This window comes from Dellaglioa sp. CoH-55-MRSF-8 (assembly GCF_056782195.1).
The window spans coordinates 205,589-221,456 of record NZ_JBXAYH010000003.1 but is presented as its reverse complement, the minus strand read 5'-3'; the positions used below and the strand labels follow the sequence as shown (position 1 = coordinate 221,456).

Annotated in this window: 14 protein-coding genes; 4 read left to right on the top strand and 10 right to left on the bottom strand. The window is 35.1% G+C overall.

Going from position 1 to position 15,868, the window contains the following annotated elements:
- Positions 1-150: 150 nt before the first annotated feature.
- The 3 genes from AC1RPW_RS04785 to AC1RPW_RS04775 form a co-directional block, all read right to left on the bottom strand.
- Positions 151-2,649, bottom strand: a complete 2,499-nt coding sequence (locus tag AC1RPW_RS04785) for a hypothetical protein (RefSeq protein WP_481761471.1) — start codon at positions 2,647-2,649, stop codon at positions 151-153.
- A 279-nt stretch (positions 2,650-2,928) separates the two neighbouring features.
- Positions 2,929-3,993, bottom strand: coding sequence for a WxLIP family cell surface protein (locus AC1RPW_RS04780; RefSeq protein WP_481761472.1), 1,065 nt, complete (start codon positions 3,991-3,993; stop codon positions 2,929-2,931).
- Entirely contained in the window at positions 3,986-4,621 is a 636-nt protein-coding gene (locus AC1RPW_RS04775; RefSeq protein ID WP_481761474.1) for a WxL domain-containing protein, read from the bottom strand. The genes AC1RPW_RS04780 and AC1RPW_RS04775 overlap by 8 nt, the downstream gene beginning before the upstream one ends.
- 210 nt (positions 4,622-4,831) lie before the next feature.
- On the opposite strand from AC1RPW_RS04775, the gene AC1RPW_RS04770 reads away from it, so the two are divergent.
- From AC1RPW_RS04770 to AC1RPW_RS04755, 4 genes are all read left to right on the top strand, one after another.
- Positions 4,832-6,304: a helix-turn-helix domain-containing protein gene (locus AC1RPW_RS04770; RefSeq protein WP_481761475.1), complete on the top strand. Its 1,473-nt coding sequence runs from the start codon at positions 4,832-4,834 to the stop codon at positions 6,302-6,304.
- On the top strand, positions 6,297-6,716 hold the full coding sequence (locus tag AC1RPW_RS04765; RefSeq protein WP_409022196.1) for a hypothetical protein: 420 nt from the start codon (positions 6,297-6,299) through the stop codon (positions 6,714-6,716). The genes AC1RPW_RS04770 and AC1RPW_RS04765 overlap by 8 nt, the downstream gene beginning before the upstream one ends.
- A 112-nt stretch (positions 6,717-6,828) precedes the next feature.
- Positions 6,829-7,422 (top strand): ATP-dependent Clp endopeptidase proteolytic subunit ClpP, encoded by a 594-nt coding sequence (gene clpP / locus AC1RPW_RS04760; RefSeq protein WP_409022195.1) that lies wholly within the window; start codon positions 6,829-6,831, stop codon positions 7,420-7,422.
- A 126-nt stretch (positions 7,423-7,548) separates the two neighbouring features.
- The gene (locus tag AC1RPW_RS04755; protein ID WP_481761625.1) at positions 7,549-8,067 is read left to right on the top strand and encodes a DsbA family protein; all 519 of its coding nucleotides are present in this window, start codon (positions 7,549-7,551) and stop codon (positions 8,065-8,067) included.
- A gap of 62 nt (positions 8,068-8,129) precedes the next feature.
- Here AC1RPW_RS04755 and AC1RPW_RS04750 read toward each other — a convergent pair whose 3' ends face one another.
- From AC1RPW_RS04750 to uvrA, 7 genes are all read right to left on the bottom strand, one after another.
- Positions 8,130-8,381 carry a kinase to dihydroxyacetone kinase gene (locus AC1RPW_RS04750; protein ID WP_481761476.1) on the bottom strand — a complete coding sequence of 84 codons (252 nt, stop codon included), beginning with the start codon at positions 8,379-8,381 and terminating at the stop codon, positions 8,130-8,132.
- 26 nt (positions 8,382-8,407) lie between these two features.
- The gene (gene whiA / locus AC1RPW_RS04745) at positions 8,408-9,346 is read right to left on the bottom strand and encodes a DNA-binding protein WhiA (protein ID WP_409022193.1); all 939 of its coding nucleotides are present in this window, start codon (positions 9,344-9,346) and stop codon (positions 8,408-8,410) included.
- Positions 9,347-9,366: 20 nt separating this feature from the next.
- The gene (locus AC1RPW_RS04740; RefSeq protein WP_409022192.1) at positions 9,367-10,386 is read right to left on the bottom strand and encodes a gluconeogenesis factor YvcK family protein; all 1,020 of its coding nucleotides are present in this window, start codon (positions 10,384-10,386) and stop codon (positions 9,367-9,369) included.
- The gene (gene rapZ / locus AC1RPW_RS04735) at positions 10,383-11,267 is read right to left on the bottom strand and encodes an RNase adapter RapZ (RefSeq protein WP_481761477.1); all 885 of its coding nucleotides are present in this window, start codon (positions 11,265-11,267) and stop codon (positions 10,383-10,385) included. Before rapZ ends, AC1RPW_RS04740 begins: the two co-directional genes overlap by 4 nt.
- Positions 11,268-11,354: 87 nt before the next feature.
- Positions 11,355-12,236, bottom strand: coding sequence for an L-serine ammonia-lyase, iron-sulfur-dependent, subunit alpha (gene sdaAA, locus AC1RPW_RS04730; RefSeq protein WP_481761478.1), 882 nt, complete (start codon positions 12,234-12,236; stop codon positions 11,355-11,357).
- A gap of 11 nt (positions 12,237-12,247) precedes the next feature.
- On the bottom strand, positions 12,248-12,907 hold the full coding sequence (locus tag AC1RPW_RS04725; RefSeq protein ID WP_481761479.1) for a serine dehydratase beta chain: 660 nt from the start codon (positions 12,905-12,907) through the stop codon (positions 12,248-12,250).
- Positions 12,908-13,008: 101 nt separating this feature from the next.
- Positions 13,009-15,864, bottom strand: coding sequence for an excinuclease ABC subunit UvrA (gene uvrA, locus AC1RPW_RS04720; protein ID WP_481761480.1), 2,856 nt, complete (start codon positions 15,862-15,864; stop codon positions 13,009-13,011).
- Positions 15,865-15,868 lie beyond the last annotated feature (4 nt).

Genomic DNA, 15,868 nt, shown 5'->3' with positions numbered 1-15,868 from the left:
TTTAGTTATCATTAATTTTTATTAAAAAAATCCATATCAATACTTAGCAGTATTGATATGGATTTACTATTATTTGGGATTGTTATTTAGTTCATAATTAAACTGCTAAAAATATTCAAATCATTTAAGATTAAATTAGAAACTATAACATTAAGGTGTATTCTCTAGTGTCCATGTTATTTCCCCTGTATAGGCTCCAGCTTTAAGTGATGTATTACCTCCGTTAAGTTGAGCGACAATTCCTTTATCCTTATCCCAACGGACTTCTTGAGTTGCCTCAGACTGTCCTGAACCAACTTCTGCACTACTTGATTCTATATCTTGTACACCATTAGCTGAATTTACATACTCCAAAACACCAGTTAACTTATCATTAGCACTATCTGTCAAACCTTTTGTAAGTCGAGCAGTTAATGTCCAAGCTTGTTTACCTGCATTAGAAATATTCACACTGCTATTGGTACTAGAATCACTACGTTGGAGATCAAAATTTTCTCCACTGTAAGGTAATATCACGCCACTGGAAGAACCATAGTCAGTTGCAGTAGGTGCTGATGTAATTTTTAATCCACCTGAGACAGTAATCACAATTTCTTTTGTTTGACCATCAGAATTTTGGATAACTGCTTTATAAAAACCATCACCTGAAGTTGGTTTAAGTTCTGTTGACTTAACACTAACTTTAGATTCGGCACCCGTCGCTATCAGCCAGCCTCTAGCTTTACTATTATTCAAGATTAATGTATCTAAATCACCAGTTGATAAGTTTTGAATATCCGCTGTTTTTAATTCAAATCCCTTGGCATAAAGAGCAGAAGTTTTGTCAAATGCAGTATCACTATCAGTTACGGTAACGGGTACAGCTACTTTTGCGATTTCATTTGGTTTAACTGCAGTATCTGTTAAAAGCATATCTTGAATGTAAAATCCTGCTGTTTTATTATCAAGTGGCTTACCTGATGGATTTGTTGTATCCATTTTTAAGGTATGTGCATTAACTGTTGGTTGATTAATAATTGTTAAATTCTTAATTAAGTCCGTTTCGCCTGTCTTAACCGTATCGCCAACTTTGATTGTTTGTGGGATAGCAGTTGCACCTAATTTATAAAGATTGACTGTTACCGTAACAGGTTTTAACTGTTCTACTTCACTATCGTCAACAGCTGTCACTATTATCTTATTTGAACCTAATTTTAATTTAGAAGTGTCAATGTTTGCACTATAATCAGCACTAGTATCTACCTTACCTGTGTCGTACACATTCTCTGTTGTTCCTGACGTTGACCCATCTGGATAGGTAATTTGAATATAACCTTTACTGCCATCCTTATCTAAAACCGTTCCTAAAACTTTAGGCCTATTAGTTTGACTTGCATAAGCATTAATCGTTTGTTCTTTTACACTTGCAACAGGTGCAACAGCTTCCTTATAAGTTTGATAAGAACCCGTTACGAGTGTTCCTCCTGGTTCCAAAGTTTTCGGATTAGCTTTTATTATGAACCCACTATCGCCTTTAAATGGGTTATCTGGATTCTTAATATTTGAAACGGCAATAATTTTATTATGTGGTGATTTTTCCATTCCAGTTCCAAGTGCACCACCATTGAAATAATTATTTAAATAACCAGTATTCATAACATTTGGTTCATCTCCGCCTGTGTAATTCGTCCATCCACCTAATTTGGTATTATTTCTTGGATCATTTAATTTGAAATTTAAACTATGTGCTGACCCAACCATTTTGAATCCTTCATCCGGGCCTAAGCTTTCAATGGTAACAGCATCCTCATCAACGAATGTATCGACGCCCTCAATAGCTCCAACTGCACGAGCCGTTGTGTCATTGTTAGTAATACTAAAATAGCTATAAACACCGCCACTAGCATCATAAACTTCCTCAAATGTATAACTTAATTTATACTTTGTATCATACATAATTGCCTTAAATCCAGTACCTGTTTTATTTTTAAAAAGTTGATATCCAGTGATATCCTTACCTTTAACTGCAGATTCAATTGTATAAGGAATTGATGAAAAGGATGATACCAACCCGTATCCACGATTACCTGGGACACTATTATTAATAATAATTCCATAAGATTTCCTTGGAACAGGATTTATTCCAGTATCAAACATGTAGGCCCAACCAGACTTATTAAGACCACTGACGGGATCATTATTTAATAACTCATTCATTTGAAAAGGAAAATAATTATTTCCAAAATATAATACAGGTTCGCCAGGTTTATTCTGTGAACCCGACTGTGAAACAAATGCCGTTGCTGACTCCGCTGAATAATCTTTTGTTGTATCCCAGTAATCATCAGGAAATACATCATTTGCTGGTCCAACATACCCAGCTGCTCTAGTACTTAGTTTAGCTTTTGCTGACGGTTTAGCTTTTGTTTTTGATTCACTTTTTTTTATTGTGATTGATTTAGTTTTTAGAGAATCACTTGATATCGCCTTTTTTCCTGATTCACTTGTGGCGTTATCTGATGACTCACTTGACATACTGCTCTCATCAGTTTGAGCAAATACACTAGGTTCCCTGTGACTGGCCCCCCCAGCAAATAATCCTGCAAAAACAGCACTTGTTATAAGTGTTGCTGAAATCCATTCTTTTGTTCTACTGTTATGTTTCCTCATCTTTTATCCCTCTCTAATGCTTAATTATCTTATTTATTTGGTCTTACTATCATATCGTTAAGTCATTGTCATCCCCTATTTTTCTAACAATTCCCATTAACTTTTAGTAAAGTGAAGATACAATATGTACATACTACATCTACAATTATTATGTACATATTGTATCTTCAATGGTGCACAATGTTAAATCACATTTTTTACCTTTTTAAAAATATTTGAAAATAAAAAAGTTATTAATTAAAAGATAATATCCCTTAATTAATAACTTTTTCATTTAAATTATTTAATTTTTTGTTGATACTTTCTTTTTAATCTTCGATTAATCCATAATATAACAAAAACATTAACGATTATCAGTACGAACAAGAGTAATATCCAATAGATCCAGTAATTTGTTTGATCGATTGTAACATCCTTCTCATTCAATATTCTTGCTTTTGATCCACTTACCGTAAATTTCTGTTTAAAATGCCATGCCTGATTTTTAGAAGTCATCTCTGCACTAAGTTCGTAGGTACCACTTTTGAGTAATTCACCAGCAGCTAATGGAATTGGAAAGGTAACCGCACTGGTTGGGGCAATTTGCATGTCCTTATTACTTGCTCGATATAATACTTTTGAACTACCTAACCGTCTGACTTGTGTATTTATTTGAACTTTATTTAAAAACATAGCGCTCTGATTTTCAAATCTCGCAGCAATCACATTACGTGCATTAATTTGTGTGATATCAACCGTTTTTAATTTTACTTGTGCGCTAGTTACAGGTTGTTCTCCATGGAATATTACCGCAGTCGTATATAAATAACGATTATCAATAACCGCTCGTTCTGACTTTGTTTGAGACTGAGCATCATTGTCTTCAATCACCGATATACCTCCCGCAACGACACCTGCAAAAGTCGTATTGGGTAACGCAACATCCAAAGTAACTATTTTTTCACTTTTTGCAGGAACAGTTATACGATTCTGACGAGCTCTAACTGCTTTTACCACTGAGAACGGCTGTTGTGCCAATACTTTACTTTGTGATTCCGCGTACTCCACAACCCCATTATAGTTTGTTGTTGCATCCTTAATGAGGACTTCAAACGTTAGTGATTTATCAATAAGATTAGCTACCTTAATTTTCAGCTGTGTTTTAGTTCCTGGTGCTGCTTTTAAATCAAAATAAGTTTTTTTCTTATCTAATTGATAGTCAGATATCATAGGTTGAACAGAAAAGTCAACTTGGCTGGCATTAACCTGCTTAATGTCCACTCCGAATAAAAATAAAATACTGAATAAAAATAAATAGCCGAATCTTTTAATAAATTTTGTGGTTATCATTTCATTATTATTCATTTGATGGCACATCATTTAATGACCATGTAATTTCACTACGATAGACATCTGTCATCTTAGTTGCCTCACGGGGAATATTCAAAGCGATACTATTTCCTTTAGTTGCCTCATTCCCAAAACGGTAAACCCAAGTGCCGTATCCTTCATCACCTTTTGCGGCAACGACTACTTTATTAGCTCCTACAGACAAATCAAAATTTTTCTTATAAAATCCAGGTTTTTTATCCGCAGAAATGGAAACAAGTTCACCATTACTAAAACTAAGATAGGCACCCGTTAACGATTTATGCGTCTCTTCAGATTCAAATTGGCGACTCTGTTTAGCTTCAAGCACCCAACCATTTTCAGTTCCGCTAAAATTTGAAACTTGAACGTAATTGGGTGTGCTTGCCCCTGTTGCCATATCTTGCGCTTTGGCATAACTTTTTTTATCATTCGAATCAATTTTAGTTGTATTGAAACTAAGGGAAGAAGCAAAATCGACTGTTGTTGCTCCAGATTGAAAATCCATAGACAAATCGGATTGCGCACTACCACGATTAGTTTTCGCCGCTTGAATCGTTGCCTCAGATGCAGTCATATAGAGACCTAATAGTGTTACAAAGGCGCTTAATACTATTTTATTCATAAAGATTTCCCTCTCCCTGTCTAAAAAAATTACTCTTCTGTTATTTCTATAATTTGAATACATATATTAATGACATGTTATTTTATATCACCACTTTTGTCAATTTTTTTAAAAATATGATAATTATTGATTCTAGATTTATATGCAAACCGTTGGCAATTCCCCTATAATGGATAGTACATACTCTTTAATGAGGAGGAATCGCGATAAATGGACTTTATATTTAACAAAGATGATATTCGTAAGTTAGAATTATTTTCTTATCTTGAGAATACTTATGACCAATCTGCTTCGCAAACAGACATCCAAAAACATTTTAAATGGTCAAAATATTATACAGCAACAACTATCAAGTCTTTAGAAGAAGATCTTGTCACTGAAGGATTAGACGATTACTATTTATTAAAAGTTAGCAATAACAAAGTAAGTCTACAAAAAAATGGCTTAGATTCCATCGATCACCTATTACTTCTATACGCTAAGCAGTCACCTCAATTTTTGATGCTGAATGCGCTATTTACTAACCCTAATTTTAGTATAGAATCCTTCACCGAATCGTTATTTTTAAGTGAAGCAACTGGTTATCGGACCAAGAAATTTTTAGATGATATGTTACAAAAATTAGGCTTTAAAATCACTAAAAACTTCCAATTAGTAGGTCCTGAAGAAAATATTCGCTTATTTTTTTATAACCTTTATTTAGCTGTCTATAAGAACTACAACTTCCCATTTAATGAAGAAGTTGATCGTAATTCTAGTTTATTTTCTAACCAATTAATTTCTAGCTTAAATCTTGATCTCACACAAATACAATTATTGAAACTAAAGTATTTTTCAGCTGTTCTCATACAAAGTTTAGCTTCTAATCGAAATGATACTAATCGTTTTGCTGATGTTAATTTTGCTAATTCAGACTCAATCATGTCCAATATTCAAGACTGTCTTCAAGAAAATCCAGGTATTAATGGACTTACGGATGAACAGTTATCAATTGAAACAGTATTTGTTCTAAATTTCCTTTATATGGAAGACATTGTTGACGTTACATTTAATAACTCATCTTTCTTTTCACAAATTGAATCACTCAATAATTTTGTTATTAAAGACTTACAAAAGTTCTTTGATATCACATTAAGTGAACAAAGTTATATGACATTATTTGACGAATTATCTCGTATTCATTTTTCTAGTTACCATAGTGCCCAAATTGATTTTAGTTGGCAAGTTGCCGTAGATAATACTATTTTAAAAGAAAATTATAGTTGGTTTTATATCTTCGTTGACCAATTGATAACTAACTTAACAACGAATGTACCGGATATTTTCAAAGAAAAAAACATTAACATGGCCCGTTTAAAATCAGAATATCTTTTCTTATTCATTCGTTATATTGATTTACCAACCGTTTCAAAACCGGTGCATATAACAATTGATTTTTCAAAAGGGAGTAACTACAATGATTTAATTCACAAAAATCTTGATTCAATGCCCTTCTTTAATTTGGAAGTTAACTACAAATTAACAGATCAAACCGATATTTACCTTTCTGACTTCTTGATGGCAGATGTCCCCAGTCGCTACCTAATCTGGAATAGTCCACCATTAGCTTCTGATTGGGAGATATTTGCTAATATGGTTGTGGCTATTCGAACAGATAGTCAGGAGGATATCACTAATGCATAAAAAGTTTAGAACATCCCGCCTAACTAGAATTTCCTTAGCCTCAATCGTAGCTAACTTGTTCATTTTATCCATGTATGTACCCAAACAAATTAAAGCAACACCGCGAAGCGATAGTGAAGATTCTCGTGTAGCTCCTGTGAATCCAATGGATCCCAGAAAAAATGCAGAACCTGTGTCCCCTAAGGTTTCGGCACCTAAAAAACAAAAACCTCGTAAGGTTAAGAAAAAAGTAACAGATAAATCACCAATCGCTTTTGTTTCAACGCAACATTCTGTAACACCTATTAAACCACCTGTAGCCCTTTCAGTATCTTATTCTGGCTACTTGGTTCGTCATTTATCAGGGAACCTACTCTATGGTTCAAAAACAAGGTCATCAGATGCGATTATTTTAAAAGAAACTAAAGAATAAATTTAGTTTATTTTATTTGACCTTTTTTGACCAAGGGTTTAAACTAGCATTACATTAGTTCAAATGCTAATATAAAAAAAGTAAATAATAATAAATTCGGAGGTTTCTAACTATGAATATGGTTCCTACAGTTATCGAACAATCTGCCGGTGGCGAACGTGCCTATGATATCTACTCTCGTCTTTTAAAAGACAGAATCATTATGTTATCTGGTGAAGTTAATGATGATATGGCAAATGCTATTATCGCTCAATTACTTTTCTTAGACGCTCAAGACTCAGAAAAAGATATTTCAATTTACATTAACTCACCCGGTGGTTCTGTTTCAGCCGGTTTAGCTATCTACGATACAATGAACTTCATCAATGCTGATGTTCAAACAATCGTTATGGGTATGGCTGCTTCAATGGCCAGTGTATTGGCAACTGCTGGTACAAAGGGTAAACGTTTTGCATTACCTAACTCAGAAATTATGATTCACCAACCACTTGGTGGCGCTCAAGGTCAAGCAACAGAAATTGAAATTGCTGCTGCACATATCTTGAAAACAAGAACATTGATTAACCAAATTTTAGCTGATGCAACTGGTCAAGATATTAAAGTTATCGATAAAGATACAGATCGTGATAACTTTATGACTGCTGATCAAGCAAAAGAATACGGTTTGATTGATAAAATTATGACTAACAAAAAAGGGCTTAAATAAGCTTTAACGTTTAAGGACACTAACAAGTTAACTTTTGTTAGTGTCCTTTTTTTGAGCGGATAATTATTCAGATGAACCCGTCTTATGCTATACTGACGCTAATAAATGAAGACTGGACTGATAAAAATGGATATTTCAATTATTGATGCTTCAAAAGTAAATCGGGACTTTGGACTTGTGATTGGTAACTCTGACGCGCCAAAAACAATTATTGAGTTTATTAACCTACGTTGCCCCTACTCAAAAGAATGGTTCGAAAAATCTAAAGAGACTTTAGATTCTTATGTTGCAAACGGACGTGTAAAACGTGTCATCAAACTTTTTGATAAAGAAAAAGAATCCTTACAACGTGGTAATGTTGCTCATCATTATCTTCCTTTAGATAATCCGCAAAAATCTTACGATTTAATAACTGAATTATTTAAAACGCAAGATACGTGGAAAGACTTAACACTGGATGAGGTTGCTGCCTATATGGAAAAGACCTTTAGTTTAACTGACGTTTCTGATAAAACTTACATTAACTCAATTATCGCTGAAGCTAACGACGCAAATATTCAATTTGTACCAACCGTTATCGTTGACGACCATATTTTTGATGAATCAATTGATCTAGCTACCTTAAAATCATATTTAGATAAATAAAAAATACGCATATAATTAATAGCTAAGATAAAAGCTATCAGTTATATGCGTATTTTATTTGGTTAACCTTTTAATCCTTTAGATTGTCTGACCATATCTTCAACAACAACATCAAAGATTTCTCCAAGTCCAGCACAATATTCTAATATTTCCCACGGCGCATTCGTATGGAAATGCAGTTTCATTAAATCAGAATCTCCCGCAACAAGTAAACTATCACCTTTGAATTGACGTAAAATCTTATCGTTCAATTGGTCCTCGTCTAATGTACTACCTTCTATTAGTAGTTGCGTATCATATTTAAATGTTATCATGCTATCTCACCTCTTTAAAATTTCGTTTATTTTTCACCAATTCGAACTTTTTCAGCAAATTCGTTAATTTTTCGTAGCCGATGATTAATCCCAGATTTTGAAATTGGACCACCTGGTACTAAATCACCTAATTCTTTCAAACTAACTTCTTGATGAACCAGACGTGTTTCAGCAACTTCTTTTAATTTAGAAGGTAATTGCCCTAAACCAACAGAATGTGCAATAAACTCAATATTAGCAATTTGTTTATTCGCAGCATCCGCCACTTTATTCATATTAGCTGTTTCGCAATTAACCATGCGATTAACTGAATTACGCATATCGCGGACAATCCTAATATCTTCAAACTTCAACATAGCCGTTGTTGCGCCAATTAATGACAAGAAATCAGCAATTTTTTCTGCTTCTTTTAAATAAACGATATAACCACTTCGACGTTCAGTCATTCTAGCGTTGAATCCAAATTTATTAATCATTTCGCAAATTGTTTGATTATGTTCTTCATAGACTGAGTAAATTTCCAAATGATAACGGCTTGTTTCAGGATTATTAACAGAACCACCTGCCAAAAATGCCCCACGTAAATATGAACGCATCATCATATCATCATGGGCCAACAGATCCATTGGTACACCCATTTTAAGTTGCATATCTTCAATGATATCCAGGTCTTTTAAAACAAAATCACTACCTGTTTTTAAACGTACAATATAAATATTATTTTTCTTTAATTTCATTTTACGACGAACTAATAGTTCACTTGTAATGTCATAAAATTCATTTAAAAGTTCATAAATCCGTCTCGCAATTGCGGGATTCTCAGTCTGAACATTTAAAACAAATTGATGATTAATAATACTCAAAGACCCATTCATTCTAATTAACGCCATTAACTCTGCTTTAGCATTATTTTTTCTGACTTTGAGGGTCGTTAATTCTTTTTTCACTTCACTTGCATATGACATTCTTTCACCTTATCTCTGTACTAAATAGTCTTTCTATGTCTTAATTCGCGATTTGGTCGACCAACTAAACGGATTAATTCTTCAACGACTTTATTGCCATCATGGAAGACACCTTGATCTTTTAATTTTAAGAAGTTAGATGAAATCACTCGACAATGTTGTTCCCTTAATCCATTAAAGTCATGTTCAACTTGAATTAAATTCTCATCATATTTTTCTTTATCCATATAACCTTCAGGAACCGGTGCCGTATTCACAAGCACTGTATTCACAAAACATTTACCTAGGTGCCCATTCAAAATACGCACATGATCAGCATCAGTAAAATGTTCTGTTTCACCCTTTTGCGTCATAATATTACAGATATAAACAACTTCTGCTTTTGTTTCAGACAGTGCCTTACCCACATTACCAATAACTAAATTAGGCAAAATACTTGTGAACAAACTCCCAGGTCCAAGGACAATTTGGTCTGCTTCAAGAATAGCTTGAACAACTTCTGGTACAGCTTCTGGCACACTAGTTTCACTTTTTTCACTTGAGGTTACCCAAACACGCTTAATTGATTTTCTAGCGGCAGTTATTTCTGCTTCCCCCGCTAAAAAAGTGCCATCAGAAAATTCTGCATTTAATACTAACGGTTCATCCGCAACGGGATAGACATGTCCATCAACTCTCATCATTTCTGATAATTCTTGGACAGAAGCAAAAACACCATTTTTCATTTCAGTTAGTGCTGCAATAATTAAATTACCAATCGCATGTCCTGCAAAAAATCGATCGGACGTATCAAACCGATACTGGAATATATCTAAATATATTTCTGGTAACTCAGATAATGCGGCAATAACATTACGAATATCACCAGGCGGCACAACATTCACGTAATCTCTGATAATACCTGACGAACCACCATCATCAGCAACCGTTACAATCGCCGTGATATCAGCATTTTTATCTCTTAAACTTTTTAAAATAACGGGTAGCCCTGTTCCGCCACCAATAACGACTATCTTAGGTCTATGTCCACTTCTCGTCATGATCGATTGACCGATTCTTTACTTTTATTAATATCACGGTGTGTAACGTTCACCGGATAGTTAATTTTCAATTCTTCACTCAATCTTTTAGCTAAAGCAACTGAGCGATGTTGTCCACCAGTACAGCCAATCGCAATCGTTAAATTGGTTTTACCTTCAGCTTCGTAGCCAGGTAAAATTGACTCAATTAACGATTCAAATTTGGTATAAAAACCTTCTGTAGCTGGTTGTTTCATCACATAATCATAAACTGCCTTATCTAAGCCAGTTTGTGGTTTTAATTCTGGAATATAGTGTGGGTTAGGTAAGAAACGGACATCCATCACGATATCTGCATCGATAGGTAGGCCATATTTAAATCCGAATGATAAGACTTCAACATGAAAATTAGCTGTTTCTCTGGTTTCAAAATTATGAAAAATCTCTTCACGTAACTGACGTGGTGACAAATTAGTCGTATTAATCACTAATTGTGCTTGTGTTTTAATATCATTTAATAAGTCACGTTCTTTTTCAATGCCATCCATCAGACGGCCTTCCATTGCTAACGGATGCGCACGTCTTGTTTCTTTGTAACGAGAAACTAATTCTGCATCTGATGCGTCAAGAAAGACAATTTTAGTGGTTACAAATTCAGTGTTATCAAATCCTGATAACATTTCGATAATTTCATCATAAAAAGCTCTTGATCTTAAATCCATAACAAGGGCAATTTTTGAAATTTTACCTGACTCTTTTACCAACTCCCAGAACTTAGGTAATAAAGTTGGTGGTAAGTTATCAATACAAAAATAACCTAAATCTTCAAAACTTTGCATTGCGACCGTCTTACCGGCCCCACTCATCCCTGTAATTACAACTAGCTCTAACGTATCTGTCATATTCATTCCTCCAAATCTACTATAATTATTATAACATACCTGGTGTTTCTTTTGTATCTGCGCACAAAAAAAGAGTTGTTTCCAACCCTATATCGTTTCACCAAATATTTTCATTTTAATTGCTTGGCCCGTTGGTGTACTAGCTAATCCACCAATCCCAGTTTCTCTAAGCGAGCTCGGCATACGTTCGCCAATGTCTTTCATAGCCATAATAACTTCATCAGCTGGTACTTTGTTAGATAATCCAGCAAGTGCCATATCTGCTGCCGTTAAAGCATTCACGGCTCCTATTGCATTTCGCTTGATACATGGAATTTCAACTAATCCAGCAACTGGATCACAAACCAGTCCCAATAAATTACTAAGTCCCATCGCAAAAGCCTCTGCACATTGTTCCGGCGTTCCACCAGTAACCTCAACGGCGGCAGCTGCTGCCATTGCTGATGCACTGCCGACTTCTGCCTGACAGCCACCAGTCGCTCCGGCAATCATGGCATTATTTGCCACGATCATTCCAAAGGCACTTGACGTAAATAAAGCTTGTAACATCTTTTCATGTGATAAATTTAATCGTTTTTGTATCATGAAAATAACCCCAGGCAACGTTCCAGATGAACCTGCAGTCGGTGTCGCACAAATAAGTCCCATCGAAGCATTGACTTCATTAGTCGCAATTGCATATTGCATCGCCTCTAAGTTAGCATCCCCAGATAAAGAGTGCCCTTTCTCACGATATTTCCGTAGTAAGACCGCATCTCCACCCGTTAATCCCGTTGCTGAAGAAACGCCTTCACCATTTGATCCCTTTTCAATCGCTTGCTTCATCACTTCAAGATTAGCAGACATTTTTTCAATGATAACGTCTCTAGTTTCACTTGATTGCGCCATTTCTTGTTCAATCATTAATTCTGAAACTAATTTGTGTTCTTTATTAGCAGTTGAAACTAACTCAGCAATACTTTTATACAAGATGGAACCTCCTATTTTAAATAAATGAGATTGTGCGTTAATAATCGCAGTTGCTTAATATCAGTCTCAGTAATATTCTTGGATAAATCATATTCATACATAATATCCTCTGGCATTAACTCAGATTCACTTTGCATAACAATAGTTGTCGATTTTTCGATTTGTTTTTGAATTTTATTTTTATTTACTGGATTAGCTTCCAACACTAGTATCGGTAAACTACCCTTTGGAAAAAATTGTTGTTTTTTTATAGTGAAAGCCCTAATTTCAATTGTGCCACCACCAATTGAGCAACCCATTAATTCGATTTTTTTTGTCTCATTTTCAATCGTTAATTTAACACTATTCGGATGGTTAATTGGACTTGGGTGTGCATCTTCAATAAACTGAATCTCAATCCCCATTTTTTCCGCAATCTGAATTGACTGTGGGCAACGGACATCATCAGGTTCAAAGCCTAATACCCCAGCAACGGTCGCAAAATCAGTCCCGTGCCCGCGATGTGTTTTTGCGAATGATTCATAATAGCGAACTTTTAATTTAGTGATTCTCCCATTAAATAATTGAAATCCAACCTTACCGATTTTAGCGGCACCAGCTGTATGTGAACTAGATGGTCCGATCATAACAGGTCCAATAATATCAAAAACACTCTTATAGTTATTGCCCATGGTCAGCCGTTCCTCCAATTTATTTTATGTCTTCTTTAAAGTTAACACTTTTTAAAAAAAAAGGAATAAAAAAAAGCCAGATTTTCATCTGACTTCTTAATTTATTTATTCATTCTCGCACGATCACGTTCTAAGATTGGTTTTAAATAGTGTCCCGTATAACTTTCAGGCACTTCAGCAATTTCTTCTGGTGTTCCAGTCGCAAGAATCGTTCCGCCACCTTCGCCGCCTTCTGGACCTAAATCAATTAAATAGTCAGATGTTTTAATCACATCTAAGTTATGTTCAATAACCAAGACTGTGTTACCCGCATCAACCAAACGATTTAAAACGCTAAGTAGGCGTTTAATGTCATCTGTATGCAAACCAGTTGTTGGTTCATCAAGAATATAAAAACTCTTACCATTTGATTGACGATGTAATTCAGAAGCTAACTTCATCCGTTGCGCTTCACCACCTGATAATGTTGTTGCCGATTGGCCTAACGAAACATAGCCCAAACCAACATCAACAATTGTCTGCAGTTTACGTCTGATTTTAGGAATTGGTTCGAAGAATTTCAAAGCTTCGCCAACTTTTAAATCTAAAATATCAGAGATTGTCTTACCTTTGTAAGTCACTTCAAGTGTTTCAGAGTTATAGCGTGCCCCGTGACAAATTTCACATGGCACATAGACATCTGGTAGGAAATTCATTTCTATTTTAATAATCCCGTCACCTTTGCAGGCTTCACAACGTCCACCTTTGACATTAAAACTAAAACGACCTTTTTTATAACCACGTAATTTTGCTTCGTTAGTTTCCGCAAATAAATCACGAATATTATCGAAGACGCCTGTATAAGTTGCGGGATTACTTCTCGGTGTTCGACCAATTGGACTTTGATCAATATTAATAACACTTTCAATATTTTGAACACCAGAAACTGATTTATATTTACCTGGTTTTTCAGAATTTCGATTTAACTTTTGTGATAATACCTTTTTCAAAATACCATTCACTAAAGTTGATTTACCGGAACCTGAGACACCTGTAACTGAAATGAATTTACCTAAAGGAAAATCGACCGTTACATTTTTTAAGTTATTCTCTTTTGCGCCGGTAATTCGAATCTTCTTACCATTGCCAGCACGTCGTTCATCAGGTAATGATATAAATTTCTTTCCTGATAAATATTGTCCAGTTAATGATTTGCGACTCTTTTTAACTTGTGTGGGCGTTCCAGCAGCAACAATTTCACCACCTAATTCACCAGCACCAGGACCAACATCAATTAAATAATCAGCAGCCATCATGGTATCCTCATCATGTTCAACCACAATTAAAGTATTACCCAAATCACGCATTTTCTTAAGTGATTCAATTAAGCGATCATTATCACGTTGATGCAACCCGATTGAAGGTTCATCTAAAATATATAAAACACCCGATAAATTAGAGCCAATTTGCGTGGCTAGTCGAATCCGTTGTGCTTCTCCACCTGAAAGTGTTCCTGCAGAACGTGATAATGTCAGATAATTTAAGCCAACATTTTGTAAGAATGTTAAGCGGTCACGAATTTCTTTCAAAATAGGTGCTGCAATAATTGATTCTTTTTCTGACAAGTTAACGTTATCAAAGAAAGGTAAGCCGTCACCAATTGAAAGTGCGGAAATTTTACCAATATGTTGGCCATTAATTTGGACGGCTAATGCTTTACGATTCAAGCGGTAACCGTGACATGTTTGACACGTTAAGCTGGTCATATATTTACGCATTTGTTCACGCGTAAAGTCACTATTAGTCTCCGTATGACGACGACTAATATTTGTAATAACCCCTTCAAATAATGCATCTACATCACGAACGCCACCAAAGTCATTAGCGTAATGGAAATGAAATTCACGTGTTCCAGCGCCATTCAAAACAATATCACGTTGTTCATCTGTTAACTTTTCAAATGGCACATCCATTGGAATTCCAAAAGCTTCTGCAGCTTGGGCTAACATCGATGGGTAATATTGCGAACTAATAGGATTCCATGGCTCAATTGCCCCTTCTGCTAGCGTTTTAGTTGGATCTGGAACGACTAAATCTTCATCGACTTCTAACTTCATTCCTAAACCATCACAAGTTTCACAAGCACCAAATGGTGCATTAAATGAGAACAAACGTGGTTCTAATTCTCCAACTGTAAATCCACAAATAGGACATGCATAATGTTCGGAAAATTGAATTGTTGCACCATCTGTATCACCATCAAGAATATCTGCAGTGGCGTAGCCAGAAGATAAACGTAATGCTGCTTCAAATGAATCAAATAAACGTGAGCGAATGCCCTCTTTGACAACAATCCGATCAATCACAATATCAATAGAGTGTTTGACCTTTTTTTCAAGATCAAATTCTTCATCAATATCATGAAGCTCGCCATCAACTCGAACACGGACGAATCCTTCTCGTTTGATCGTTTCAAATATCTTTTTATGTTGTCCTTTTTTATTGCGAATAATAGGTGATAAAATTTGAAGTTTTGTACGCTCTTTTAACTCTAAAACACGGTCAACCATTTGTTCAACGGATTGACTCGTGATTTCATGACCATCATTTGGACAAATTGGATGTCCAACTCTAGCCCATAATAATCTTAAATAATCATTAATTTCAGTGACTGTCCCAACTGTTGATCGTGGGTTTTTTGAAGTTGTTTTTTGGTCAATCGAAATAGCAGGTGATAACCCATCAATTGAGTCAACATCTGGCTTATCCATCTGCCCTAAAAATTGACGTGCATATGCTGATAAACTTTCAACATAGCGACGTTGTCCTTCAGCATAAAGTGTATCAAAAGCTAATGAGCTTTTCCCTGATCCTGAAAGTCCCGTAATCACAACTAATTTATCTCTTGGGATAGTGACATCCACATTTTTTAAATTATGCGCACGCGCACCATGGATCACAATTTTATCATTTTTCAAGAAA

Coding starts and splice junctions, on each gene's coding strand:
- AC1RPW_RS04785 (WP_481761471.1), bottom strand. CDS start 2,649: ATGAGGAAACATAACAGTAGAACAAAAGAATGGATTTCAGCAACACTT.
- AC1RPW_RS04780 (WP_481761472.1), bottom strand. CDS start 3,993: ATGAATAATAATGAAATGATAACCACAAAATTTATTAAAAGATTCGGC.
- AC1RPW_RS04775 (WP_481761474.1), bottom strand. CDS start 4,621: ATGAATAAAATAGTATTAAGCGCCTTTGTAACACTATTAGGTCTCTAT.
- AC1RPW_RS04770 (WP_481761475.1), top strand. CDS start 4,832: ATGGACTTTATATTTAACAAAGATGATATTCGTAAGTTAGAATTATTT.
- AC1RPW_RS04765 (WP_409022196.1), top strand. CDS start 6,297: ATGCATAAAAAGTTTAGAACATCCCGCCTAACTAGAATTTCCTTAGCC.
- clpP (WP_409022195.1), top strand. CDS start 6,829: ATGAATATGGTTCCTACAGTTATCGAACAATCTGCCGGTGGCGAACGT.
- AC1RPW_RS04755 (WP_481761625.1), top strand. CDS start 7,549: ATGGATATTTCAATTATTGATGCTTCAAAAGTAAATCGGGACTTTGGA.
- AC1RPW_RS04750 (WP_481761476.1), bottom strand. CDS start 8,381: ATGATAACATTTAAATATGATACGCAACTACTAATAGAAGGTAGTACA.
- whiA (WP_409022193.1), bottom strand. CDS start 9,346: ATGTCATATGCAAGTGAAGTGAAAAAAGAATTAACGACCCTCAAAGTC.
- AC1RPW_RS04740 (WP_409022192.1), bottom strand. CDS start 10,386: ATGACGAGAAGTGGACATAGACCTAAGATAGTCGTTATTGGTGGCGGA.
- rapZ (WP_481761477.1), bottom strand. CDS start 11,267: ATGACAGATACGTTAGAGCTAGTTGTAATTACAGGGATGAGTGGGGCC.
- AC1RPW_RS04725 (WP_481761479.1), bottom strand. CDS start 12,907: ATGGGCAATAACTATAAGAGTGTTTTTGATATTATTGGACCTGTTATG.